This window comes from Kineosporia sp. R_H_3, from assembly GCF_002198675.1.
Lineage (GTDB): Bacteria > Actinomycetota > Actinomycetes > Actinomycetales > Kineosporiaceae > R-H-3.
Genome location: NZ_MWLL01000018.1, coordinates 1 through 25394, shown reverse-complemented (window position 1 = coordinate 25394; position 25394 = coordinate 1). Strand labels below are relative to the sequence as shown.

At 71.2% G+C, this 25394-nt stretch carries 16 protein-coding genes and 1 pseudogene; 16 read left to right on the top strand and 1 reads right to left on the bottom strand.

Going from position 1 to position 25394, the window contains the following annotated elements; translation table 11 throughout:
- Nucleotides 1–194 precede the first annotated feature (194 nt).
- The 15 genes from ECOMGDLI_RS01905 to ECOMGDLI_RS01835 all read left to right on the top strand — a co-directional run bounded on the left by ECOMGDLI_RS01905 (nucleotide 195) and on the right by ECOMGDLI_RS01835 (nucleotide 23045).
- On the top strand, nucleotides 195–3257 hold the full coding sequence (locus tag ECOMGDLI_RS01905) for a trypsin-like peptidase domain-containing protein (RefSeq protein WP_158220851.1): 3063 nt from the start codon (nucleotides 195–197) through the stop codon (nucleotides 3255–3257).
- 275 nt (nucleotides 3258–3532) lie between these two features.
- Nucleotides 3533–6025: a heavy metal translocating P-type ATPase gene (locus tag ECOMGDLI_RS01900; RefSeq protein WP_088313069.1), complete on the top strand. Its 2493-nt coding sequence runs from the start codon at nucleotides 3533–3535 to the stop codon at nucleotides 6023–6025.
- A gap of 1020 nt (nucleotides 6026–7045) precedes the next feature.
- The gene (locus ECOMGDLI_RS01895) at nucleotides 7046–8839 is read left to right on the top strand and encodes a copper resistance CopC/CopD family protein (protein WP_158220850.1); all 1794 of its coding nucleotides are present in this window, start codon (nucleotides 7046–7048) and stop codon (nucleotides 8837–8839) included.
- A gap of 578 nt (nucleotides 8840–9417) precedes the next feature.
- Nucleotides 9418–10452, top strand: a complete 1035-nt coding sequence (locus ECOMGDLI_RS01890) for a C40 family peptidase (protein WP_143447441.1) — start codon at nucleotides 9418–9420, stop codon at nucleotides 10450–10452.
- 762 nt (nucleotides 10453–11214) lie between these two features.
- On the top strand, nucleotides 11215–11685 hold the full coding sequence (locus ECOMGDLI_RS01885) for a hypothetical protein (RefSeq protein WP_088313063.1): 471 nt from the start codon (nucleotides 11215–11217) through the stop codon (nucleotides 11683–11685).
- Nucleotides 11686–12706: 1021 nt separating this feature from the next.
- Complete coding sequence (locus ECOMGDLI_RS01880) at nucleotides 12707–13252, top strand: hypothetical protein (RefSeq protein WP_088313060.1); 546 nt, start codon at nucleotides 12707–12709, stop codon at nucleotides 13250–13252.
- A gap of 35 nt (nucleotides 13253–13287) precedes the next feature.
- Nucleotides 13288–14328, top strand: coding sequence for a hypothetical protein (locus ECOMGDLI_RS01875; RefSeq protein WP_143447440.1), 1041 nt, complete (start codon nucleotides 13288–13290; stop codon nucleotides 14326–14328).
- Nucleotides 14329–14387: 59 nt separating this feature from the next.
- A complete protein-coding gene (locus ECOMGDLI_RS01870; protein WP_158220849.1) occupies nucleotides 14388–15845 on the top strand; it encodes a CpaF family protein in 1458 nt (485 codons plus the stop codon).
- On the top strand, nucleotides 15845–16876 hold the full coding sequence (locus ECOMGDLI_RS01865; protein ID WP_088313116.1) for a type II secretion system F family protein: 1032 nt from the start codon (nucleotides 15845–15847) through the stop codon (nucleotides 16874–16876). The genes ECOMGDLI_RS01870 and ECOMGDLI_RS01865 overlap by 1 nt, the downstream gene beginning before the upstream one ends.
- Before the next feature lie 191 nt (nucleotides 16877–17067).
- On the top strand, nucleotides 17068–17814 hold the full coding sequence (locus ECOMGDLI_RS01860; RefSeq protein WP_143447439.1) for a hypothetical protein: 747 nt from the start codon (nucleotides 17068–17070) through the stop codon (nucleotides 17812–17814).
- Nucleotides 17815–17907: 93 nt separating this feature from the next.
- Nucleotides 17908–18114, top strand: a complete 207-nt coding sequence (locus tag ECOMGDLI_RS01855) for a hypothetical protein (RefSeq protein WP_088313051.1) — start codon at nucleotides 17908–17910, stop codon at nucleotides 18112–18114.
- Nucleotides 18111–18572 carry a TadE/TadG family type IV pilus assembly protein gene (locus ECOMGDLI_RS01850; RefSeq protein ID WP_088313049.1) on the top strand — a complete coding sequence of 154 codons (462 nt, stop codon included), beginning with the start codon at nucleotides 18111–18113 and terminating at the stop codon, nucleotides 18570–18572. The genes ECOMGDLI_RS01855 and ECOMGDLI_RS01850 overlap by 4 nt, the downstream gene beginning before the upstream one ends.
- A gap of 53 nt (nucleotides 18573–18625) precedes the next feature.
- Nucleotides 18626–19030: a TadE/TadG family type IV pilus assembly protein gene (locus ECOMGDLI_RS01845; RefSeq protein WP_088313047.1), complete on the top strand. Its 405-nt coding sequence runs from the start codon at nucleotides 18626–18628 to the stop codon at nucleotides 19028–19030.
- The gene (locus tag ECOMGDLI_RS01840) at nucleotides 19027–19497 is read left to right on the top strand and encodes a pilus assembly protein TadG-related protein (protein ID WP_143447438.1); all 471 of its coding nucleotides are present in this window, start codon (nucleotides 19027–19029) and stop codon (nucleotides 19495–19497) included. The genes ECOMGDLI_RS01845 and ECOMGDLI_RS01840 overlap by 4 nt, the downstream gene beginning before the upstream one ends.
- Nucleotides 19497–23045: a LysM peptidoglycan-binding domain-containing protein gene (locus ECOMGDLI_RS01835; protein ID WP_088313043.1), complete on the top strand. Its 3549-nt coding sequence runs from the start codon at nucleotides 19497–19499 to the stop codon at nucleotides 23043–23045. The genes ECOMGDLI_RS01840 and ECOMGDLI_RS01835 overlap by 1 nt, the downstream gene beginning before the upstream one ends.
- 93 nt (nucleotides 23046–23138) lie before the next feature.
- On the opposite strand, the gene ECOMGDLI_RS01830 is transcribed toward ECOMGDLI_RS01835, so the two are convergent.
- A complete protein-coding gene (locus ECOMGDLI_RS01830) occupies nucleotides 23139–23720 on the bottom strand; it encodes a C40 family peptidase (protein WP_143447437.1) in 582 nt (193 codons plus the stop codon).
- A gap of 394 nt (nucleotides 23721–24114) precedes the next feature.
- Between ECOMGDLI_RS01830 and istA the strand changes: the two are divergent.
- A pseudogene (istA, locus tag ECOMGDLI_RS01825) lies at nucleotides 24115–25341 on the top strand (IS21 family transposase); the annotation flags it as partial.
- Nucleotides 25342–25394: the final 53 nt, after the last annotated feature.

The following is a 25394-nucleotide window of genomic DNA, read 5'->3' as shown; positions in this document are numbered from 1 at the left end:
GCCGTACCGCCGAGGTCGACCGGAGCCGTAGGTCCCGCTACTACAGGTTCACAGCAGACCCACATGATCCTGGGGGAGCGGCAGCACCGGCGCCGTCGGGGCCGCAAACGTCGGCGCCGTCGATCATGAACACGTATCTGCTCGCGCCCTGTCGTGCTCATGACGTCACCTGTCCCGAGGGTCTGGAGCCTGACATGACGCATCGACTCGGCCGCGTCGTCCCCGACGGCCGCACCGTGACCGACACCTCCGGGATCGACCTGACCCCGGGGGCCGGGCCGCACGGCCCGGTGCGGTTCGTGGTCCTCAACTTCGACACCGTCTCCCTCAGCCCCGGCGCGCAGCTCCGGGTCGACCTCGGGTACGGCACCGACGTGTTCACGGCGAACTCCGGGAGCACGTTCTGGACGCGTCCGGTGGACACCGCCACCCTCCCTGTGAAGATCCGGATCGTCGGCGGGACCGGTACCGCGGTGCTGCGCAGGTACGGCAGCGGTGAGCCCGACGTCCCGCCCGGGCAGACCCCCGGAACCTCGGTCGGCAGTCTGACGAACCCGGACGTGTTCCTGCACTCCAGCCCGTACGTCGAGCCGACGTACGAGACCCGGCTCGAGTGCACGCCCGGGTTCGCGTGGCGCAACGCCGCGTGCCCGCTGCCGACGATCACGGACGTCGTCCGCGAACGGGTCGCGGCGGCGACCGGGATCATCGTCGAGGTCGACTCCGACCACGTGAGCAGTTGCTCGGGCACCTTGATCGGCGCCGACCTGTTCCTCACCGCCCGGCACTGCCTGACCGACGCGAACCACGCCGACCTGCTCAGCGCCTCGGTGACCTTCGACTACGCGACGGCCTGCGACGGCACCCGCCCGCCCGGGCACGTGACCCGCTTCTTCAAGGTCATCGAGGAGGTCGCCTTCGGGGTCGCCGCGACCGGGGTGGCGCAACCGCCGGTGGCGGTGGACTGGGTCGTCGTCCGCCTCGACGCCGCACCGGGAGCGTTGCCCGCACCGCTGCGGATCCGCAGCACGGGCCTGATGGCCGGCGAGACGGTCTTCACGATGCACCACCCCAATGGCGCGGCGAAGAAGACCCAGGCCGGCACCTTCGCCGGCGGGTCCGTCAACGGCTTCGACTACGCCGGAGGCAGCTCCGGGTCGTCCCTGTTCGACGCGAACGGCTTCGTGGTCGGCGGCCCGCTGAGCAGCGGGAGCGGCTGCAGCGTGAGCTACGCGCCGGCCGCCGCCGTCAAGGCGGGGCTCAACAACCCGCCCCCGCCCCCGCAGCCGATCGACGTCATGGTCGTGTTCGACCGCTCCGGGAGCATGGCGGCGTCCGCCCCGCCCGTCGGCCGCAGCAAGCTCGCCGAGGCGCAGGACGCCGCTGCCCTGTTCGTGCAGCTGGTCCGCGACGGGCAGGGCGACCGGGTCGGCCTGGTCACCTTCAGCACGACCACCGACCTCGTCGACCCGCCGCAGGACGCGGCGGCGGCGAAGGGCGTCCTCGTCGGGCCCGCCCCGTTCATCACCGGGCACATCGGCGCCATCACCCCCGGGGGAGCCACGAGCATCGGCTCCGGGATCGGCAACGCGCTGCTGGCCCTGAGCTCCGCCGGGACCCACCAGCGCGCCGTCCTGCTGCTGACCGACGGCCTGCAGAACACCGCCCCGATGATCCAGGACATCGAAGGGTCCCTGGGGAACACGATCGTCAACGTGATCGGACTCGGCTCCGACGCCGACCTCGACGCGGCGCTGCTCACCCGGGTCGCGCACGCGCACGGCGGTCACTTCACCCGCGCCACCGACGGCCTGGCGCTGCGCAAGTTCTTCGGCCTCAGCTTCGGCAACATCTTCGAGAGCGGAGCCCTGACCGACCCCGAGGCGGTGCTCCGCAGCAGCGAGAAGACGTCCGAGCCGCACGGGTTCGACGTCTGCGGCGAAGCGCGCATCACGCTGGTGCTGACCTGGGACGACGAGAGCACGCCGCTGCGCGCGCGGATCCAGACCCCGGCCGGCAAGACGCTCTCCGAACGCGCCATCCGACCGGTCCGGGGACGCAACTGGGCGTTCTGGCGCATCGACCTCCCGCACGACGGCGAACGGGACGGCCACTGGCAGTTCACCGTCGAACGGATCCCCGTCGGCGGGGAGTTCCCGCCACCGCCCAGCGACGTCCGCTACCAGTACCTCGTCCTGTGCGCCGGCGGCCCCACGCTCACCGCACTGCCCCCGACCCGGCGCCTCTACACCGGGGACCCGCTCGACCTCACCGCGGCCCTGCACTACCCGAACCGCACCTTCCCCGCCGACGCCGAGGTCACCGTGCACGTGACACGGCCCGACACCGCGCTGGGCCAGCTCACCACCCAGTCCGGGCTGCGACCGCCGCGGGCCGGCGGCGACTCGCTCGACGCCTTCCACGCCACGTTGCAGGCGATCGTGGCGTCCTCGGGCGGCGTGCTGCCGATCGGCACGACCACTCTGCAGATCCCCCTGCACGACGACGGGCTGCACGGCGACGGTGCCATGGAGCCGGACGGCGTCTTCAGCGAGCACCTGACCGACCTGACCCGGGCCGAGGGCACGTACCAGTTCCGTGCCGTCGCCCGCTACGGCAGCGGCTGCGACGCGACCCGCGAGGCCCACTGGTCCGTCCACGTCGAACCGGGCATCGACCCGGGACGCACCGACGTCACCGTCGTCGACGTCACCGTCTCAGGCGGCCACGCGGAGGGAACCCTCGTCATCACCCCGCACGACGTCTACGGCAACCCGCTCGGACCCGGGCGCGGCGACCTCTTCACCACCAGCCCCGCAGCCGGTGTCCAGGTCACCGGGCCCGTCCGCGACCGGGGCGACGGCACCTACGACGTCCCCGTCGACTGGGACCCGGCCGTGACCACGGACCCCGGTGTCGTCGTCCACCAGCCCGACCGCGACCCCGTCGTGCTGACACCACCCAGCAACGGCACCGGCTGCCCGGACGACAAGCATCGACCGTGCCGCTGCGGCGACCGTGGCTGCGGGAGCACCCGGCCGACCGATCACTGCTGCACGAACCGCGCCGAGGACCTCCTGCACTGTCTCGGTCTGCCCGACGCGTCCGCCGGCGCGGTCAGCATCACCAGCGTCTCCCTCCGCGTGGACCTCGACGACCACGGCCAGGGCAAGGGCTGCACCCATCACCCCGACCGGACGCCTAGCCACGGATCGCACCACGGGCCGGCCGGCCGGTGCAGCCGGTGCCACCGCTGACCGGTCCATGCGTACCAAGGCGTGCCAGTCTTCGCGCAGCAGTGGTTGCCCTTGCGGTGAGGCAGCAGCCCCGCCGCGATGGGCCCGCGAAAAGAAGGCGAGCCCCAGCCAGTCCGCTAAGTCCGCATGGATCCTGGGCCGGGGGAGGCGCTGTGAACGCCTCGAAGCTCGACGCCGGACAGCGCTCACGATGCTCTCCGGAGCGTCCGGTCAAGGTTTTGTGAAGAAGCATCACACCCCCTTGCAGTCATACCCCAGGGGGGTATCGTCGAGCTATGGCTCACCATGGACACACCAGCGATATCCCTGCCGCTGCGCTCGTGACCGACCCCGTGTGCGGCATGAGCATCGACCCGGGCTCCGCCGTCGAACCGGTGGAGCACGACGGCCGCCAGCACTACTTCTGCTCCGACTCCTGCCGAACGCGGTTCCTCGCCGACCCTGACCGCTACCGGGCCGCCGACGCCGCGGCCGACGCCGAGCACCCGGACCACACCGCCCACGCGCACCACGGCACTGGCGATCACCATGTCGGCCACGATCGGCTCGGCGCACACTCGACGGGACCGGCTCCCTCCGGCGACCGGTCGTACGCGGATGTCGGGGCGCAGACCGTCGAGTACACGTGCCCGATGCACCCGGAGATCCGGCGACCCGGGCCCGGGGCGTGCCCGATCTGCGGGATGGCGCTCGAGCCCGTCACGGTGACCGCCGACACCGGCCCCAGCGAAGAGCTGCGGGACATGACCCGGCGGTTCTGGGTCGGCGTCGCACTGTCAGTACCGGTCGTTCTGCTCGAGATGGTCGGTCACTTCGTGCCGGCGATCCGAGCAGCCGTCGGCGGCGAGCGGGCCTCGGTGATCTGGCAGTTCGCCCTGGCCACCCCGGTCGTGCTGTGGGGCGGCTGGCCGTTCTTCGTCCGCGGCGCAGCCAGCCTGCGGACCCGGTCACTGAACATGTTCACCCTGATCGCGCTCGGCACCGGGGTCGCCTGGCTGTTCAGCGTCGTCGCCACCTTCGCCCCCGGACTGTTCCCGGCCAGCTTCCGCGACATGGACGGCGGCGTGGACGTCTACTTCGAGGCCGCCGCCGTCATCACCACCCTGGTCCTGCTCGGGCAGGTCCTCGAACTGCGCGCCCGGGAACGCACCTCCGGTGCGATCCGTGCCCTGCTGGACCTCACTCCCGCGACCGCGCATCGCGTCGTGGAGGGGCGGGAGCAGGACGTGACCCTCGACGAGGTCGAGGTCGGTGACGTCCTTCGGGTCAGGCCCGGGGAGAAGGTCCCCGTCGATGCGGTCGTCACCGAGGGCCGATCGAGCCTGGACGAGTCGATGGTGACCGGGGAGTCGATGCCGGTCACCAAGCAGGCCGGTGACGCCGTGATCGGCGGCACGGTCAACCAGTCCGGGTCCCTGCTCGTGCGCGCGGAGAAGGTCGGCCGCGACACCATGCTGGCCAGGATCGTCCAGATGGTCGCCGACGCCCAGCGGTCCAGGGCACCGATCCAGCGCACCGTCGATAAGGTCTCGGCCGTCTTCGTCCCGGTCGTCATCGCCGTGGCCGTCGTCGCGTTCGCCGTGTGGGCGCTCATCGGGCCGGATCCGCGGCTCGCGCACGCGCTCATCGCAGCCGTCGCGGTCCTGATCATCGCGTGCCCGTGCGCACTCGGTCTCGCCACGCCGATGTCCATCATGGTCGGCGTCGGCCGTGGCGCCGGGCTCGGCGTGCTCATCAAGAACGCCGAAGCTCTCGAGCGGATGGAGAAGGTCGACACCGTCGTCGTCGACAAGACCGGCACCCTGACCGAGGGCAAGCCGACCGTCACCGACATCCGCCTCGCAGACCCCGGCCGCACCGGCGCCGGCTCGGTGTCGCCCGCCGGGGTGAGGTTCGACGAGGAAACGGTGCTGCGACTGGCCGGCGCGGTCGAGCAGCCGTCCGAGCACCCGCTCGGCAGGGCCGTCGTCGCGGCAGCCACGGACAGGCTCGGGGCGCTGCCATCGGTGACGGACTTCGATGCCCCCGCCGGACGCGGCGTCGCCGGGACCGTCGACGGACACCGCGTCCGGGTCGGGACCGCGCGCTTCCTGCGGGACGAGCGCGTCGACCCGTCCCGGCTCGAGGACCAGGCCGAGGACCTGCGCAGGCAGGGCGCGACCGCCGTCTTCGTCGCCGTCGACGCCGACCTGGCCGCGGTGCTGGCCGTCGCGGACCCCGTCAAGGCAACGACCGCCGAAGCGCTGCGGCGGCTGCGCGCCGACGGCATCGAGGTCGTCATGCTCACCGGGGACAACGCCACCACCGCCCACGCCGTGGCGGCCCTGCTCGGCATCGACCGCGTCGAAGCCGAAGTGATGCCCGACCGCAAGAGCGAGGTCGTGCAACAGCTACGCGCCGAGGGCCGGGTCGTCGCCTTCGCCGGCGACGGCGTCAACGACGCCCCGGCCCTGGCCGCCGCGGACGTCGGTCTCGCCATGGGAACCGGTACCGACGTGGCCGTCGAGTCCGCCGGCGTGACCCTGCTGCGCGGAGACCTCAACGGCATCGCGCACGCCCGTGCATTGTCAGCGGCCACGATGTCCAATATCCGCCAGAACCTCGTGTTCGCCTTCGCCTACAACATCGCCGGCATCCCGGTGGCCGCCGGCGTGCTCTACCCGGTGTTCGGCCTCCTGCTGTCCCCGATCATCGCGGCCGCAGCCATGGCGCTGTCATCAGTCAGCGTCATCAGCAACGCACTGCGGCTACGCACCAAGACCCTCTAGCGGAGCGCCACAGGAGCCGGACAAAGGAGGGGCGCGGCGCCAGGCGCTGCGCCCCTCCTCTGTGGTGCCGGTGACGGGCGGGCTGCCCGCACGCTTCGAGTTCCACGAGGACACCTAGAGCGTTTGGGGCCATGACGTGTGAGCCATGCCGGCTGGGGCCGCCGGAGCCCAGGTTCGCAGCAGACCCACACCATCCCCGGGGGATTGGCCGCGCCTGCCCGGTCGGGGCCGCACACGCCGGCGCCGTCGAGCACGAGCACGTATCTGCTCGCGCCCAGTCGCGCTCATGACGGCACCGTTCCCAGGTCTGGAGCTTGCGATGACGCATTGACTCGGCCGCGTTGTCATCGACGGCCGCACCGTGACCGACACGTCCGGGATCGACCTGCCCCCGGAGGCCGCTCCGCACGGCCCGGTGCGGTTCGTCATGCTCAAGTTCGACACCGTCGCCCTCGGCGCCGGGCGCGGCCGTGTTCGCGGCGAACTCAGAGAGCACGTCTTTCACGGCGAACTCCGGGAGCACGTTCTTGGACCCGCCAGCGGACGCTGCGAATTCGTCTCGCTGGGATCGCGGTCTCCGCGTGCAGCTGGGGCGCGGCGTCGGCGACATCGTCGGCCGGCATTGGGATCTGACGACTTAAGCGAGTACTCCGACGTCTGCCGGAGGCGAACTGTTCGTGAGGGTGCCCACAACGGGACGTGCGTCCGGGTGAAATGTTCAGCACTTGGCCGGTCTTGGTCTGAGCCACGTGCTGCGACCGCATACGGCGCGGAGCCACCGGTGAGCTCATCCCGCGCTCAGCACACCCGATCGGACGGTGTCGGCAGCCGCGATGAGTCCGTAGAGTCGGCGCCCGAGAGCAACAGAGCGGATCGCGGAGATATGCAGTCGTCTGCGCGTGTTCGTGGAGTTCAGCAACGAATCGAGGGGCGTCTGTGCGCAGTCCCAACCTCCCTTCCGGCCCAACGCCGGTTGGCGCCCGCCGAGCCTTGTCCGCGGCGCGCATTCTCATCGCTCTGGTGGCTGCGCTCGCGTGGCCACTCGTCAGCGCCACGCCTGCGCTCGCGCATGCCACGCTCACGCAGGCGACCCCCGCGCAGAACAGCCGAACGGACACGGCACCCCGGGCGGTGAGGCTGGCTTTCACCGAGTCGGTGGACCTGTCAAGCCGCTCGATGGAGGTCCTGGATTCCGACGGCAGGCGAGTCGATGTCGGCGATCCCTTTCACCCGTCGGGCGACGATTCCTCGGTGGCCGTCGCTTTGACGGATGACTTGCTGCGAGGCACTTATACCGTGGTCTGGCGGGTGTCATCCGCGGACAGCCATCCGGTGGCCAACGCCTACTCGTTCGGGTTCGGAGTCACTCCTGTCAGCACGAGGGCGACGCTGGAGACATCCCCCTCAGTGGTGGTGACCGTTGCGCACGGCGTTGCGCGCTTCCTTGCGCTCAGCTCTGCCCTCGCGCTCTTCGGCGGCACATTCTTCCTCACAGTCGTCTGGCCGGCGGGCCGCCGTGCCGTTCTGGCGCGAAGCCTGGTGCATCGCTCGTGGTTCTTGGCCGTCGTCGCGGCAGCCGCACTCCTCGTCATCCAGGGCCCCTATGGCGCAAGCACCGGCCTCACCGGTCTGGTCGATCCCGAACTCTTGGTGGGCACAGCAACGACCAGGTACGGCGAGCTTCTTCTGCTGCGCCTTGCCCTGCTCGCGTGCGCCGCACCGATTCTTCGTGACCTCTTCCGGTCCACTCCCCCTCACCGAGCCGTCCTCGGCGGCTTGGGGACCCTGTTCGTCTTCACCTTTGCGTACTCCGAGCACTCCGGGCAGGGAAACCTCGCCGTTCTGGCCGTCCCGAGCGACATGGCCCACACGGCCGCGGCGTCCATCTGGCTCGGCGGACTCTTCATGCTCCTGACCGCAGTGCTCAGACGTACTCGGTGCACCGGGACCGCGGAGGACCTCTTGACCCTGCTGCCGCGATGGACACGTATCGCCGTGGCTGCCGTGGGGGTACTTGTCGTGACGGGCTCGTTCCAAGCCTGGCGCGAGGTGCGGTACAGCAATGCCATCGTGGGGACGGGCTACGGCCGACTGCTGATCGGCAAAATACTTCTCGTCACGGTAATGCTCGCGAGCGCTGCAACTGCCCGAGCCGTCGCCCGCAGGCTCGCGAGCCCCCCGTCACACGACGTTGCACCGACGTCCGTCGAGACCACCGCAGCCTACGATCAAGACATCGTCACCTCTCCCGATCAAGTGGCCGCATCATTCACACCCGAACGCGGCCAGCGAACATCGAGCGAAAGCTCGACCGCCACACAGATGCGTCTCCCAGCGGCCGGCCCTGCCACACGCGAACACTTCATTCGAGCGCTGCGTCGCCGTGTCGTACTCGAGGCGGCACTGGGTCTCTTGGTTCTCGTCGTCACGGCCGTGCTCGTCAACACGATCCCGGCTAAGGACACGTATGACATTCCCTTCTCGGCAAGGGTCACGGCGAAGGACACGTCAGACAGCCAGTTGCCCGTAATAATCGATATCGACAGCACTCGCGTCGGCCTTACGACGATGCACGTCTACGCCTACACCTCATATGGCGATCCCCTCCAGTTGGCGTCAGCGTCAGCGTCGCTTGCCAACGCCGCCGCCAAGATCGCGCCCACTCCGGTCGACCTGCCCGAGGTTGCCGTTGGCCACGTCGCTACGGACGTCCTTCTGTTGCCGAGCCCAGGCGACTGGACGGTCACGGTCGACCTGCTCACCGACAGCGGCGCGTCCCTGGTTGCGACCACCCGATACCGGGTCCGAGGCTGACGCTGCCGTACGCCGATCCGGCCGTCTGAGCGCCTGCGACCTCGACGAACACCGGTGGCGGTAGCAAGTCTCGAAGCGCGGCCGGGAGCCGCCGAAGCCGACTGCCCTGTTAGAGAGTGGGTTGGAAGTCTCACTCTACGTCGCCAGGGAATAGTTGCTCTATGCGTCGACGCAGCGACTCCCCGCGAACGTGCCAGTGTTGGGCGTAACGGAGAGCGAATGGACTAGCACTACCTGGGCTGCTGAACACACCTGGGCCGCCAGTCGCGGCCCGGCCGGGCCGGACCATAGCCACAAGGTGGCGAGGACATCTGGCCGCCGCACGGCGATACCGCTAAGGTCTCCCACGACCGCTAGGCGAACCACCAGCTGGTCCAGGCGGCCCGTCAGGCCGTTGACGTCCCACCAGTGTACTTCCCGAACGGCTGCCGGCCCTGGCCGCGGCTTCGACAAGGTTCGACTCACGTCGGGCGCGCGGTCAAGGTTCGCGCACCCGCTGGTCCGACGACAGATGGAGTGACTCTCACTTGCGCGGTATCTCCTTCGACCCCGCCAGGCCATCCGTTTCGGTCACCCGCATGCGTCTAGCCGTCGTTCTCAGTTCGGTGCTCATCGTCGTAGCGGCCGGCGGGGCTCAGGCAAGCCCGACCGTCGACATCAGCACGCTGCAGGCGAAGGTTGAGAAACTCCGGCATGAGGCAGAGATTGCCTCCGAGAGCTACAACGACACTCGTGAGCAGCTCAAGGGTCTGGACGTGCGTGTCGGCGCCGCCCAGGTCCGGCTGGATGCCCAGCGACGCAGAGTTCAGGAGTCACAGCGCCTCGTCGGCCAGTTGGCCGCTGAGTCATACCGCAACGGTTCGTTCGGAACCCTCGAGTTGTACCTGGGCGACGATCCCGACACTCTTCTCGCGCAAGCCGGAGTCGTGGAAACGCTTGCTGACCGACAGACGACCGCGGTGTTGAGACTCAAGGCGGAGCAGCGCGAACTCGCGACGGATATCGCCGACCTGGGTCGCCAGAAGGCCAAGGTTTCCTCCGCGGACGCCAAGCTCGCGGGCGCGCGGCGAGCCGTGGAGGCGAAGCTCGCCGCAGCGCAGGCTCTGCTGTCCCGCCTGACCGCAGAACAGCGCCGCGCCCTGGATCGGGCGAGCAGAGATGCCGAGCGCCGCGCGGCACAGGATGACGGCAGCGGAGCGCCTCCTCCCACGTCATCACCGAGCGGCACGTCAACGACGTGCGGCGACGTTGGCGTCTCGGCCCCGTCGGCCAGGGTGAAGGCGGTGCTGGCCTACGCCTGCGCGCAGATCGGTGACCCGTATCGCTGGGGCGCGGCCGGGCCAGACAGCTTCGACTGCAGCGGCCTGACGATGCAGGCTTGGGCTCGCGGAGGCGTCTCCCTTCCGCACAGCTCACGCATGCAGGCCACCTACGGGACGCGGGTGTCTTCAGCGGACATGCGGGCAGGCGACCTGGTCTTCTTCTACTCACCGATCAGCCACGTCGCGATCTATCTAGGTAACGGCATGATGGTGACCGCACCGCAGACCGGCGACTCCGTGCGGGTGAAGGCCGTAATGTACAAAAATCTGGTCGCTGTGGTCCGTCTGTGAAACCTGAGCCGCCCGTCGCTGGCCGGTTGGAAGACCACAGACGGAGGAATCCCATGGACATAGAAGATCGTGAGCAGCGCCGCCGGCGTCGGAGCAACAGAGCGACACTGATCGGCTTTGGCACCATCGCCGCGGGCTACGTCGCATGGATCGTCACAGTGCTCGTGAGGTGACCTATCCAGGCTTGCATGCTGCGCGTTCGTGTCTAGAGGGCAGATCAGCGCTGAAGCCGACGGCCCGGCGCCGGCAAACGGTTTCGTTCTCTCGGCACCACCCCCGTTCCCTCCTTGATCATCCCCGGTGAGGGGATGCAGGCCACCGGCCGTGGCGTGACTCGTGAAGACGGGCGGTGGATACCATCAGTGGATCACAGCTCAGACGCCCGGGGTCACAGTCCGCCACTAGCGTCGAGCATCAGTCGGCAAGGGGCGCAAGCCGCGAGCGCAGCCCTGTCGCCCTGCCATAGGCATCGGTGTCAGGTGCGCACCAGGGGCTTGACCTGGGTGCCAGGTCTCGCTTGACTACGCCAACGATCACCCGCGTGATCGGTCGCACGGCCCTGCGACCGATCACACGACGCGTGTGATCGGACTGTCGCCTGTCTGGGAAGGGATGCGAGTCGTGAGTCGCCGGGGGAGTAGGGCCGCCTTCGTTGCCGCTGTGTGCGGCGGCCTTCTGCTGACTGCATGCTCTGGCGGAAGCGAGCCGCGCATCCAGCCAGCGCCGACCTCCACCACACTGACCCCGACGTCGTCCCCGAGCGTGAGCCCCGCTGTCGATCCGGCGGCTCAGCCGGCGCTCGACGCATACGAGGCGTTCTGGCGGGCGGCGAAGGATGCTGAACGTGACCCTGCAGCGTTCTCGAAGGACGAGGAGAGCGCGAAGGCGTTCACCTCCGTCGCCTTCGATCCGATCCGGATCCAGTACATCGACTACATCGCAGGCCTGGCCAATGAGAAGACCGCTTTCCGTGGCACCCCCGGTCGTCCTCGCGTCAAGGTGCAGTCGGTCGACCTGGCCGCCCAGCCATACCCGTTGATTGTGCTGACCGATTGCATGACACCGGCGCCAACATGGCGCAAGTACGTGGTGAAGACCGGTGAACTGGTCCCAGACGCCAACGGCAGCGTGTCCCCGCCGTACAAGCTCACGGTTGAGGTCATCAAGGTTGACGGACGCTGGGGCCCCTCGAAGGTGACCGCAGACAAGAGTCGGACATGCACCGCAGCCTGAGCCTGACAGTGGCCGTCGTGTTGGCCGTGGTGGCGCTCGTTCTCCCAGCCTCCGGAGCGCAGGCCGCAGGGCAGGACGCTGGCTGCGACCCCTTCACTGGACAGTGCACGATCGAGGTCATTACCCCTCCAACGCCAGGGACCGGGGGCGGAGGCGGCGGCTCCGGAGGCAGGAACGAATGCCTGCGTGACGGTACGCCAGTGTCCTGCACAGCGTCTGGAGGCACCTGGTCCAACCAGATGCAGTGCTACCTCTCGCTCGCTAGCCCGCAGCCTCCGCAGACGGACCCCGTGTGGGCCGGGCATACGGACGGTGCCGTGTACTGGTGCACGACGAACCAGGGTCTCGCTCCAACATCCAGGCAGGTGTGGCTGGCTGCTCCTCCCGCTGGCCCAACTCCGGAGGAGCTTGCCCGGCGCGCCTTGGACTCCTTGACGATGCCGAGTCCGGTGATGCGTCGGTCGCCGTCTGAGTCGAACACCGATGCCGGGGTCCCGTACACGTGGGTGAACTTGTGGACCTGGGTCTGGACGGACCCGGCGTCGTGGACTCCGTTTTCGGCGCGCGGCGGCTGGCGCTGTCTGGGCGGAGGTGGCCGTCACCCCGGCCCAGTTGTCGTTCACGCCGGGGGACGGCAGCGCGACTGTCGCCTGTCCTAGTCCTGGTCCTGGGCGACCTTGGCGGGAGGCGGACGGGAACGCGGCTCCTACGGCCGGCGGCTGCGGGTTCCGATACGAGCGGGTCTCTGCGGCCCCGCTGACAGCGACGCTGTCGATCGAGTGGACGGTGACCTGGCGCGGCTCCGGCGGTACCGGGGGGACGCTGCCTGCGATGCGGACGCAGGCGTCGTCGTCGTTCGTCGTTCAGCAGATCCAGGTCGTGACCCGGTGACGGAAGGGACAGTCCGGTGACTGCCATGGCAACGGCCACCGCCCCGCCTGCGGCGCCGCCTGGTGCGCGTGCTGCTGCGTTGCCTACCAGGCAACGCCGGCCGGGTTGGGTGGCACTCGGGGTGGCTCTGGTGGTGGGGTTCGCGGCGATCGGCGCGTACCTCTACACCGCGGCGGGCGCGAAGACCGCTGTCGTCGTGGTGGTCCGTGAAGTGCCGGAGGGCCGGCAGATCGTCCGGGCCGACCTGTCGACGGTCGCTGTGGCCGGCGGGGTGACGGCGATCGCGGGTTCGGGGTTGGAGTCGGTGGTCGGGCAGACCGCGGCGGTGCGGCTGTTGCCGAACATGCTGCTGCAGCGGTCGATGGTCACCTCCGGGGCGGTTCTCGCGGCCACGGAGGCCCAGGTGGGTGTGGTGGTGAAGCCGGGGCAGATCCCTGCGGACGGTCTTCGTCCCGGTGATGTCGTCGAGGTGGTGGCGCTGCCGTCGGGGTCGTCGGCCAAGCCGGGCCCGCCGGAGGTCCTGGTGGGGCGGGCGCGGGTGTTCGCGGCGCGGGAGGACCCGAGCCAGCTCGGCGGGACGCTGCTGACCCTGGTGGTGCAGAAGACGCAGGCGGTCCCGGTGGCCGCGGCCAGCGGCGCGGGCCAGATCGCGCTGATCAAGGTCGCGGCGCAGTGATCGTCGGGGTCTGCGCCGACAAGGGGTCCCCTGGGGTGACGACGCTGGCGGCGGCGTTGGGCATCGCGTGGCCGGGGGAGCGGATGCTGCTCGAGGCCGACTCCTCGGGGGGTGACCTCGCGTTCCGCGCGAAGCAGCCCTCGACCGGGCAGCTTCTCGCCGCCGAACCCGGGCTGCTGACGCTGGCTGCTGATGCCCGGACCGGTCTACCGGCCGCGGACCTCGCCAGGTACTGCCAGGCGACGGCGTGGGGGCTGCCGGTCGTGCCGGGCCCGGCGGGTGCGCAGGCCTACCAGCCGATGCGTGCCCTGTGGCCGGCCGTCGCAGGTGTCGCCGCGGCCTGGCCGGGGACGGTGATCGCCGACCTGGGCCGGTTCCAGCCGGGCAACCCGGCGGCGGCGCTGGCTCGGGCGGCGACCGCCGTTCTGGTGGTGACCCGGGTCAGTGTCGAGGACCTGTATCACCTGCGGGAGAGGGTGAACGAGCTCGCGCACACCCTCGGCGACCCACGGCTGAAGCGGCACCCGGTGGCGGTCGTGGTGACAGCCCCGCGCAAGGAGGCCACGGCCGCGGTGCGTCAGGTGAGCCACATGCTGCAGGCCGGCGGGTCACCGATCCCGGTCGCCGGGTACGTCGCGACCGACCCCGCGTCGGCAACTTCGCTGCGCGCCGGGGAGTTGCCGAAGCGCGCCGCGCGCAGCGACCTGTTCGCCAGTGCCGGCGAACTCGCGGCGACGCTCGGCAGCTGGTGGCCTGAGCTCATCGCGCCGTCCGCATCGCCGGCCGCATCGCCGTCCGCATCGCCGTCCGCATCGCCGTCGGCATCGCCTGCTGCGGCGGCCGCTGCTCCGGTGCTGACGCGTTCTGCGGCAGCGACTCCCATTGACGGAGGCGCTGCGCCTGGGTCCTGGCCGCCGCCGTCCGGGGTCCCCGTCCCGGGCCCGAACGCCGCAGCCCCCCATTCGTCAGCGCCGCACTCGTCAGCACCTCGTTCGTCAGCACAGCCGGCCGCAGCGCGCGGTGTGGCCGACCACGCCCGTGCGTCTGCGGCCGGCCGGCACGAGGCGGCTCGGTGACGGCGCCGGCGTTGAACTACGGACTGGTCCGCCGGTTGCAGGCGGAGGTCGCCGACCGGATGACCGCCACGAAGCAGCAGTACGAGCAGCAGGGTGCCGCGCTGGCTTCGGCGGACGAGCGGCAGCTCGCGTTGAGCTTCGCTCGGGACGCCGTACAGCGGTACATGCAGGAACAGATCGCGGCCGGGCAGGAGCTGCCCGACGGGTCGTACGACGTGCGGCTCGTCGAGGCGATCGACGCCGCGATGTACGGGGCGGGTGCGCTGCAGGCGCTGCTGGACGACGCCGGTGTGGAGAACATCGACATCAACGGCTGCGACGAGGTCTGGGTGACCCGCGCGGACGGCAGCAAGGTCCGGGACCGGCCGGTCGCGGCCACGGACGAGGACCTGGTCGACATCGTCCGCAACCTCGGTGCCTATGCCGGGCTCAACGCCCGCCCGTTCACCCCGGCCACCCCCGAGCTGGACCTGCGACTGCCCGACGGCTCGCGACTGTCGGCGATCATGGTCGCCTCGGAGCGGCCGTCGATCTCCATCCGCCGCAACCGGTTCCCGCAGATGTTCCTCGACGAGATCCCACCCCAGGCCCGAACCACCAACAGCACCAGCCGCGGCAACGGCAGCGGGCCGGGCAGTGGGGTGGGCAGGGCGACGACGCTGGTCGAGTTGGGCACAGTCGACGAGCAGCTCGCGGCGTTCCTGCGGGCGGCGGTCCTGTCCCGCTGCAACATCATGGTCGCCGGCGCCACCGACGCCGGGAAGACCACCCTGCTGCGGGCACTGATCAACTGCATCCCGCCGCACGAGCGACTGATCACCGTCGAACGGGCCCTCGAGCTGGGGCTGCGCCGCCACCCCGACCTGCACCCCGACGTGGTGGAGATGGAGGAGGTCCTCGGGTCCCCGGACAGCGCCGGCGGAACCGGTGGCGGGGTGAGCATCGGCCAGCTGGTGCGCCGGACCCGCCGGCAGAACCCGTCCCGGGTGATCGTCGGTGAGGTCCTGGGGTCGGAGGTCGTCGAGATGCTCTCGGCGATGAGCCAGGGGAACGACGGGTCCCTGTCGACGATCCACGCCCGGGACGCCGCCGACGTCTTCGGCCGGCTCGCGACCTACGCGGCACAGCACGAGGGCCTGTCCTTCGACGTCTCGCACTCCCTGATCGGCTCGACGCTGGACTTCGTCGTGTTCGTCCGCAAGAACCCCCGCGCCGGCGGCCGCCGCGCGGTGATGGAAGTCCTGGAGGTCACCGGCTCCGCCGACGGCCGGGTCACCCGGTCCCGGATCTTCACCGAAGGCCAGGACGGCGCCGCCGTCCGAGACATCGAGATCCCGATCAGCCGGCTGCGCAAGCTCGAGGAAGCCGGCTACAACGATGCCCCCGGCTGGACCCACACCAGCAACACCCATGCCAGCAACACGCACGCCAGCAACGGGTACGGCGGCAACACCTACCGCGCCGACGGGTACTCGGGCAGTGGGTACGCCGATGTCGGGTGGAGCGGGGGTCGCTGATGCCCGGCCTGCATCTGGGGACACTGGCGGCGGCGTTGTGCGCCGCGGGGGTCGCGGCCGGGCTGGTCCTGCTTGTCGCCGGGCTGCGCGGCCGCCCGGTCGACGCGGGCCGCCCGGACTCGCGGCCAGACGCTCGTGTTGTGCAGCGGCTGGGGCAGGTCCGGGCGTGGGTGTCGTCGCCGGCGGTGTCGGGCCGGTTCGCGCTCGGCGCCGCCGCCGGTGTGGCCACGGTGCTGTTCACGGGATGGCCGGTGGCCGCGGCGGCGGTCGCGGTGCTGCTGGCGTTCTGGCCGCAGCTGTTCGGTGGCCGGAACGCCGAGCAGGGGCAGATCGCCCGGCTCGAGGCGCTGGTGGTGTGGACGGAGTCGCTGCGGGACACGATCGCCGCGCACGCCAGCCTGGAGCAGGCGATCCCGGCCAGCACGGCGACCTGCCCGCCGCTGATCCGGCCCGCGCTGAGCCGCCTCGCCGGGCAGATCCGCGCGCGGGCCCCGATGGACACCGCCCTGCTGGGGTTGGCCGCCGAGCTCGACGACCCGAGCGCCGACCTGGTGTGCGCCGCGCTGATCCTCAACGTCCGACGCCGCGGTGACCGGCTCGCCGAGGTCCTCGGCGGCCTGGCGGCCGCGGCCCGCGAAGAGCTGGACATGCGCCGCCGGGTGTCCGCGGGCCGCGCGGGACTGCGGCGCGGGGTCCAGATCGTGATTCTGATGACCGTCGTGTTCGCGGGGTTCCTCATCCTGTTCGGCGGCGACTACGTCAAGCCGTACGACACCCTCGCCGGGCAGATCGCCCTGCTCGTCGTGGTCGGCCTGTTCGCGACCGGCTTCGCGTGGATGCGCAAGCTCGCAGCCGACGACCCGGTCGCGGCGTTCCTCAACAGACCCGGCAGACCGGCCTGGACCGACCCCGCCGAGGTCCGGCTCGTCGCGTCCCTGACCGGCCTGTCCGCCGCCGCGGTGACCAGCCGGCTCGGCGCAAACCACTCGGCAGACCACTCGGCGGGCGTCCACTCGGTGGGTGTGCGGTGATCGCCCTGGCGGCGGTCGGGGCCTGCTTGGGGGCGGTGGTCTTCGCGCTGATCTGGCGTCTCGCCGCGCCTCGCCCGTCGGCGTTGGTGCAGCTGGGTCAGTTCGACGCGCTCCACAGTCAGCCCGGTAGCCAGCGCGCTGGGTACGACCGCCTGTCCGTCGGCCCGGCTGGCGCGCTCGAGGCTGCGGGGATGTCGGGTGTCCTGGGGCGGGCCGGGGCGTGGCTGACCACCGAGCTCGCCCGCCGCGGCATCACGTTCACCACCTTGCGGCAGGACCTCACCTTGACCGGGAACACCCTGGAGTGGGCGCTGGGGCGAAAGCTGCTCGCCGGTGTCGTCGGGTTCCTGCTCGTGGCCGCGACCGCCGTGGGACTGCAGGTCGCGACCAACTGGTCGCCGCCGTCCGGGGTGACCACCGTGCTGGCGCTCGGGGCCGGGGTGGCGTGTTCGTTCCTCACCGACCTGGAGGCCCGCCGGCACGCCGCGGCCCGCCGCCAGGAGTTCCGCCGCGCCCTGGGCGCCTATCTGGACCTGGTCGCCCTGGAGATGGCGGGCTCCGCCGCACCGGCGGAGGCGTTGCCGAACGCTGCCCGGGTGGGCGCCGGCTGGCCGATGGCCCTGCTGCGGGACACGTTGTGGCGGGCCAACCTGTCCGGCGTCGACCAGTGGGACGCCCTGACCGAGCTGGGGGAGCGGATCGGGGTCGCCGAGCTGCGTGACCTCGGCACGCTGGTCCGGCTCGTCGGTCGTGACGGCGCCCGGGTCCGGCAGACCCTGACCGCCCGCGCCGCCACGATGCGCCGCCGCGAGCTCGCAGAAGCCGAAGGCCTGGCCGGTCAGAAGGACCAGTCGATGCGCCTGGCCCAGGTCCTCATCGGGTTCGGGTTCATCGTGTTCATCTCCTATCCCGCCATCGTCGCCGTACTGGCGTTCTGAGTTGTCTTCCGACAGTTCGCAATTGCTGACCCCATAGCGCCTGCCACCCAGGGACCGCCCCCTCACCCGGGACCCTCGAAGAAGGAGAGACGGATGCTCGAGATCCAGATGGTGCGAGCCTGGCTCGCGACCACCCAGCAGCGCCTGCAGCGCCGTGACCGTGACGGCGTCATCGAGGACCGCGGTGACATCGTCCAGACCGTCATCATCGTCGGGCTGTTCGCCGCAGCCGCGATCCTCGTGGTCGGGATCCTGGTGGCCAAGGCGACCCAGGCAGCGAACAGCGTCAAGACCCAGTGACCTCTCGACGACGAGCAACCCGCTGGCCGCGAGCAACCTGCCAGCGGGCTACCTGCCGCCGGTGCGCAGCTCGGGGCGACGCGGGGTACTCGATCGTCGAGGCCGCGATCGTCCTGCCCGTCGTGGTGCTGCTCAGCATGCTCGTCGTCCAGTGGGCCCTGATCTGGCACGGCCGTCACGTCGCCGAGGCCGCCGCCCAGACCGGCCTGCGCACCGCCCGCGGCTACCAGGCCACCCCAGGCGCCGGCGAGCAGGCCGCCACCGGGTACCTGCGCGCGGTCGCACCGAACCTGCTCAGCGCCCCGTCCGTCGATGTCACCCGCACCCCCACCACCGCCACCGTCCGGGTCCACGCCCGGGTCCTGGCCGTCATCCCCGGCCTGTCCGCCGTCGTCTCCGGCGGCGTCGACGTCGAGGAGAGCGCCTCCGGACCCGTCGAGAGGTTTGTGGCTCCGTGATTCGGGCTGGACGACCCGAGCAGCACGCACAGCGTCGCGGAGATGACGGGTTGATGGCTCTGGAGATGGCGATCCTCGCGCCACTGATCATCGTGATGCTGCTCGTCGTCGTCGCGTTCGGCCGGGTCACCCACGGCCGCGCGATGGTCGACCAGGCCGCCGCCGCAGCGGCCCGCTCCGCGTCGCTGGCGGCCACCCCAGGGCAGGCATCCACCATCGCCGGCCGAGACGCCCGGGAGACCCTCGCCGGCGCGGGCCTGTCCTGCACCGGCGCCCGGGTCAGCCTCGACACCAGCGCCTTCCGGCCGGGCGGGCAGGTCACCGCCGACGTCACCTGCACCGTCGATTTGTCGAGCCTTGCGTTGGCCGGAGTGCCAGGGCGACTCACTCTCACGGCGTCTTCCACGGCACCCCTTGAGTCGTACCGCGATTTCGCCGGCGCAGGAGCGGCACCGTGACCCAGTGCCGCGTTCCCCAGGGCCGCGTCCTGACGCGTGGTGGGGGAGCGGGGCGTCAGGACCGGGGGTCGGTCGCGCTCTACATGGCGCTGATCATGGTCGGGTTGCTGGTGATGGCGGGGCTGGTCATCGACGGTGGTGCCGCGATCGCTGCCCGGGCCCGGGCCGCCGACCTCGCCGAGCAGGCCTCCCGCGCCGGCGCCGACGCCCTGTCCCCGGCATCCCTGCGCGGCCCCAGCCCCGCCGCTCTCGCCGTCGACCCGGCCGCCGCCCGGGCCGCGGCCACCCGGGTCCTCGCCCTGGCCGGCGCGACCGGTGAGATCCAGGTCAACGGTCTCGACGTCACCGTCACCGCGCACGTCCCCCGCCGCGCGGTGGTCCTGAGCGCGGTCGGCGTCAGCGACCTGACCGGGACCGCCGCCGCGACCGCGACCGTGCTGCACGGAACCACCACCGGAGGCCCCTGATGCCGCAACTCCAACTGCTGCATTCCCAGCGGAGCCCCGCGCGGTATCTGCGGGCGGCCGCCGCACTCGTCGTCCTGCTCGTCCTGGTCGTCGGGCTGCCAGTGGGCCTGGCCGCCACGGTCGGGAACCCGCTGCAGGCCTGGCCCGACCTGCGCGCCGGCGACCTGTCCGACACCGCGGTCGTCGCGGTCCTCGCCGTGGTCGCCTGGGTCGCCTGGGCACAGTTCGCCGTCGCCGTCGTCGCCGAGACCCTCGCCGTCCTGGCCGGGATCCGGCTGCCGGCCCGGCTGCCCGGGCTGTTCCCCAGCCAGCGGCACCTGGCGCACCTGCTCGTCGTCGCCGCGTTCGTCATCGCCCCCCTGCACCTCGGGGCCCCGCCGTCCGCCGCCTCGAGCAGCGCGCGGGGATCGGCGGCCAGACCGACAGCCGTCGCCACCGCCCCAGCAACGTTCGTCGCCCCCGAGCCCGCCGAACAGGCAGGGTCCGTCGAGACCCACGAGGCAGCGACGAGGCAGGCGGTCTACACGGTCAGCGACGACGGGCCTGGGACGTACTGGGATCTGGCCGAGCGGTTCCTCGGCGACGGCCTGCGCTGGCAGGAGATCTGGGACCTCAACAGCGGCCGCCGCCAGAGCGACGGCGCCGTAATGACCTCCCCGGATCTGCTGCGCCCCGGATGGACCGTCACCCTCCCCGCTGGCGCCGACCTCCCGCCCGGTGACGAGGCCGTCACCACGCCCGGAAGCGATGACAGCACCGCAGCAGCGGACACGCGAGAAGCCCCCGACACGGCATCGGACGAGGTCACGGACGAGGTCACGGTCCGGCGCGGTGACACCCTGTCGGGGATCGCCGTCGAGCACGACGTCGCCGACTGGCACCGCCTCTGGCAGGAGAACCAGAACAGCCCCCAACCCGGCGGCCGCACCTTCACCGACCCCGACCTCATCCTGCCCGGCTGGACCCTCGACCTCCCATCCGCCCAACCCACCGACGACGGCAGGAAGAGCCCGGACCAGTCGGCCCCGAGCGCGTCACCGCCTTCGGCCCACGCCCCGACCGTCGCACCGACCGCTGCGCCCACGGCAGGCACGGAAGCCGCGCCTGAGACCGCGCCGAACCCTGCGACGCGAGCCGATGACACGGATCGTGGTCGAGGCGCTGCCTCGTCGACGACCACCGGCGCAGTTGCGCCACGGGTCACGCCGCCCCCCGACGCCACCACCGTGACAGCGGGGGAGGAGACGTCGGCAGACGCCGGTGCCCCGGCTGGTGATTTCTCGTTGGCCGCCACCTTGTTCGGGGCAGGCGGGCTCCTGCTGGCCGGGGTCAGCGCCGAAGCCTTGCGCCGTCACCGCCGCCGCCAGCAACGCCACCGCCGCCTCGGCCGGGCCATCGCCGCAACGCCCCCGCACCTGTCCGGAACCGAGCGGGCCGTCACCACCGGCGCCGGTGTCGCCGACGTCAGCTGGCTCAACGAAGCCCTGCGCGGCCTGGTCCACCTCCAGATGCCCGGCCCCGACAGCTCACCGGACGGATCACCGGACGGGACTGAGCCGCGGGGATCGCTGCCGGACGTCGTCGCGGCCCGGCTGTCCGCGACCGAACTCGAGCTCGTCCTCGCCGAGCCCCGGGCCCTGGCGCCCGGCGCATGGACCGTCCACACGTCTGGGACCCGCTGGACCCTGGACCGCGGCGCCCCGACCGGCTTCGACCCGGCCGCTGCGGGCCGGCTGCTCGCGCCTTACCCGGCGCTGGCCTCCGTCGGGTACACCACCGGCGGCGACTACTGGCTGCTCGACCTGGAACGCGCCGGGTCCGTGGCCCTGACCGGCGACCCCGCACGCTGCCTCGACCTGGCCCGGTTCATCGCCGCCGAGCTCGCCCACAACACCTGGTCCGAGCAGCTCGCCGTCACCCTGGCCGGGTTCGGTGCCGAGATCGCCGACCTCAACCCCGACCGGGTCACCGTCACCACCGACCCCGCCACCGCCGTCACCCGGTCCCTGACCCAGCTCCGCAACGTCGCATGGGCCCTGAAGTCCGCCGGCATCGACGTCCTGACCGGCCGACTCCGCGACGTCGCAGCCGACCTGCTCTTCCCCCAGGTCGTCCTGCTCGCCGACCTCGACGACCCCGACCTCCTCGAGGAACTCGGCCCCCTGCTCGACGCCGTCCGCGGCAGCCGAGACAGCGACCGAGGCAGCAACCCAGACCACGGTCGAGACGGTGCCGGGCGGCGGACGGCAGCAGCGGTCGTCCTCACGGGCCGCCACCTGCCCACCGGCGCCGCATCGTGGCAGCTGAACGTCGACGCCGACGGCGCGCTCCACATCCCGGCCCTCGGCCTGGACCTGGTCGCCCAGCAGCTCCCTGCCCATGAGGCCGCCCAGCTCGCCCAGCTCCTCACCGTCGCGGCCCGCACCGACGACCGGCCGATGCCCGACGCACCCGGAGACGCCGGCTGGCAGGGCTGCGCCGACCTCGCGGGCGCGCCACGCCACGACGTGCTGACCGAGGCCGTGACCGCAGCCGACCCCGGGCCGGTCAGTGCGACGAGCCTCGAGCGACAGGCGGGGGACGCCACGACCGGGTCGGTGCGCCCCGACCGGGTGCTGCCCCTGCCGCCCGCTGCGTACCTGGAGAGCACAGCCACCACCCGCGACGACCTGACGGCCCTCGCTCCCGCCGTCGACGACACGGCCCGCCGCCGAGTCACCGATGCCGACCCGACCCTCGACTCGGACCTCGCCGACTGGATGACGCCGGACTGCCCCCGGCCCCGGCTGACTGTGCTGGGGCCGCTCATCGTGCGCGCCGGCGTCGACCTGCCCACCGAGAAGCACCGCCGCGCCTGGACCACCGAAGTCGTCGCCTACCTCGCCTGCCACCCCCGCGGCGTCACCGCCGAGCAGCTCGGCGAAGACCTGTGGCCGACCGACCCCCGCGCGACCACCACCTCCAAGGTCCGCCAGGCCATCTACATGGTCCGCAAACGCCTCGGCACCGACCCCACCAGCGGCACCGACTACGTCCCCACCGCCATCAACCCCACCGGCGGCCCCGGCCTCTACCGGATCGATGGGCTGCTCGTCGACGCCGACCTGTTCCGTCGGCTACGGCTCCGCGGGGTCGCCCGCGGCGCCGACGGCGTCACAGACCTGCAGGCAGCCCTCGACCTGGTCACCGGACCACCCTTCGCTGACCGCCGGCCCAGCGGCTATGCCTGGCTCGCCGACGACCCCCTCGACCACACCTACACCGGCATGATCGTCGACGTCGCCCACGTCGTCGCCACCCACCACCTCGCCACCAGCCGCCCCGACCTCGCCGCCGCCGCCGCGCGGGTCGCCCTCACCGCCGGTAGCGCCGACGACGTTGCGCTCCTCGACCTGGTCGCAGCCTGCGACGCCCAAGGCAACCGAGCCGAAGCCGACCGGCTCGTCAGCCGAATCCTCGCCAACCACGACGCGGAGGTCGAGGAGGACCTCCCGCCGCGCACAGCCGAGGTACTGCACCGACGGCACTGGCTGGGCCGCGCGGGCTAGCGCTGGCATCGAAACGACACCGACACCGACAGGGGAGGGGCCCGGGCGTGATTCGCCTGGCTCCCTCCCCTGCCGCGTGGGGTCAGTGGCTGGTCACGATCCGAGCTTCAGGTAGCCCTGGTACGTCGGGTACTTGTTGTAGAGCGAGTAGATCTCGATGGGCAGCCGGGACCCGTCCACACCCTGCGTTCCGATCATGGACGTCCCGCCGATGTAAATCGCGGTGTGCCCGACGCTCGGGATGTTGGTGAACACCGGGTCGCCGTACCGCGGGAGAAGACCCGTCATCTTGATCGCCCCAGCGGGCGGGCTGTTCCACTGACCGATCGCCGTGGCCGCGCCAAGACCCGTGTGCCCGGCGATGCGGTAGGAGTGGTTGACGAACGCCAAGCAGTCGCCCGACCACTCCTTGTCCGGTCCCGGTGCCCAGGTGACCTGGCGGCCGGTGTCGTCGTAGGTCTTGCCGAGCTGGGCGAGGGCCCAGTCGGCCGCGCGCACTCGCTGCAGCGTGTCGCACTTGGGGGTCGAGGTCTGGGTGCTGGGCACGGTGAGGGACGAGTGAATGAACCCCTCCTGACCGTTGCTCAGCTCCACGAGGAACCAGCGAGGACTTCCGCTGACGACCTGGAGGTCACGCCAGCACTGCATCCGCGCGGTCGAGGTCGTGGTGGCCACGACCCGGAACGATGTGGAGGCGCCTGCCCGCACGTTGTTCCCCGCGTAGACCTGGGTCGGGTACGTCGCGGCGCTGGCCGGTGAGGTCACCGTGAGTGAGAGGGCTGCCAGCAGCACGGTCACCAAGGCGGCCCATGCCGCACGTGCTGACATTCGCTGGCGGGACCTTCGACGTCGGATCAGCATGACTGCTCCCTGGGTGAGTCTGTCAGCCTGATTTGGCCCCACCCTGACGGTCTGATCTGGCTCCAGCGGGTGGCGTGAGTCGAGGGTTGTGACGGTCTGATCTGGCCCCACTGGTCGACGCGCCGGGGCGTGTCCTGACGGTCTGGGGTGGCCCCACCCGCGAACCTTCGCGCGTCGTTGACGGCGCGGAGCGCGGAGGGCCGGATAGGTGCGGTCGAAGGTGGAGTTGTTCGAGGCGATCCGGCGTGATGCCCGGGTCGAGGGGTTGTCGATCCGGGGATTGGCGGACCGGCACGGGGTGCATCGGCGCACGGTCCGTCAGGCGCTGGACGCCGCGGAGCCGCCGCAGCGCAAGGTTCCGCAGCGGGTGGCGCCGAGGCTGGAGCCGGCCAAGGCGTTGATCGACACGATGCTGCGTGAGGACCTGACGGCGCCGAGGAAGCAGCGTCACACCGCTCGGCGGGTCCATGCCCGGCTGGTCGACGAGCATGCCCTGACCGAGATCACGTACTCCACGGTCCGGGACTACGTCCGGGACCGGCGCCCGCAGATCTGGGCTGAGGCCGGCCGGTCCCCGCAGGAGGTCTACATCGCCCAGTTTCATGAGCCGGGCGCACACGCCGAGGTGGACTTCGCCGACTTGTGGGTGGTGCTGGCCGGGGTGAAGACGAAGGTGTTCATGTTCACGTTGCGGATGTCGTACTCGGGCAGGGCGGTGCACCGGGCGTTCGCCTCGCAGTGTCAGGAGTCGTTCCTGGAAGGCCACGTCCACGCCTTCGAGCAGCTGGGCGGGGTGCCGGTGACCCATATCCGCTACGACAACCTGAAGAACGCCGTGACCCGGGTGCTGTTCGGCCGCACCCGGATCGAGTCGACCCGGTGGGTCACGTTCCGCTCCCACTACGGCTTCGACGCGTTCTACTGCCGTCCTGGTGTCGAGGGCGCTCACGAGAAGGGCGGGGTCGAGGTCGAAGGCGGCCGGTTCCGCCGCAATCACCTGGTCCCGATGCCGGTCGTGGCCACGATCGGGGAGCTGAACCTGCTCCTGGCCGCGGCCGACCTCAAGGACGACCGGCGGCGCCTGGAAGGGCGCACCGTCAGTGTCGCGACGGACTTCGCGCTCGAGGCGCCGGTGCTGCGGCCGCTGCCGGGTGAGGCGTTCGAGACCGGGATCACGTTGACCCCGCGGGTCGACCGGCACGCCCGGATCAGCGTCCGCCAGACCCTCTACTCCGTCCCGGCCCGGTTCATCGGCGCCCGGCTGCGGGTGCTGCTGCGTGCCGACGAAGTCCTGGTCTTCGATGGCAAGACCGTGGTGGCGCGGCACGAGCGGTCCCGGGTCCGCGGCGGGCAGGTCCTGGTCCTGGACCACTACCTGGAGGTCCTGGCCCGCAAGCCCGGCGCGCTGCCCGGATCGATGGCGTTGTCCCAGGCTGAACCGTCCCCGGTCTGGTGACTGGTCTGAAGCCACGAGAAGGTGGTCTTTGT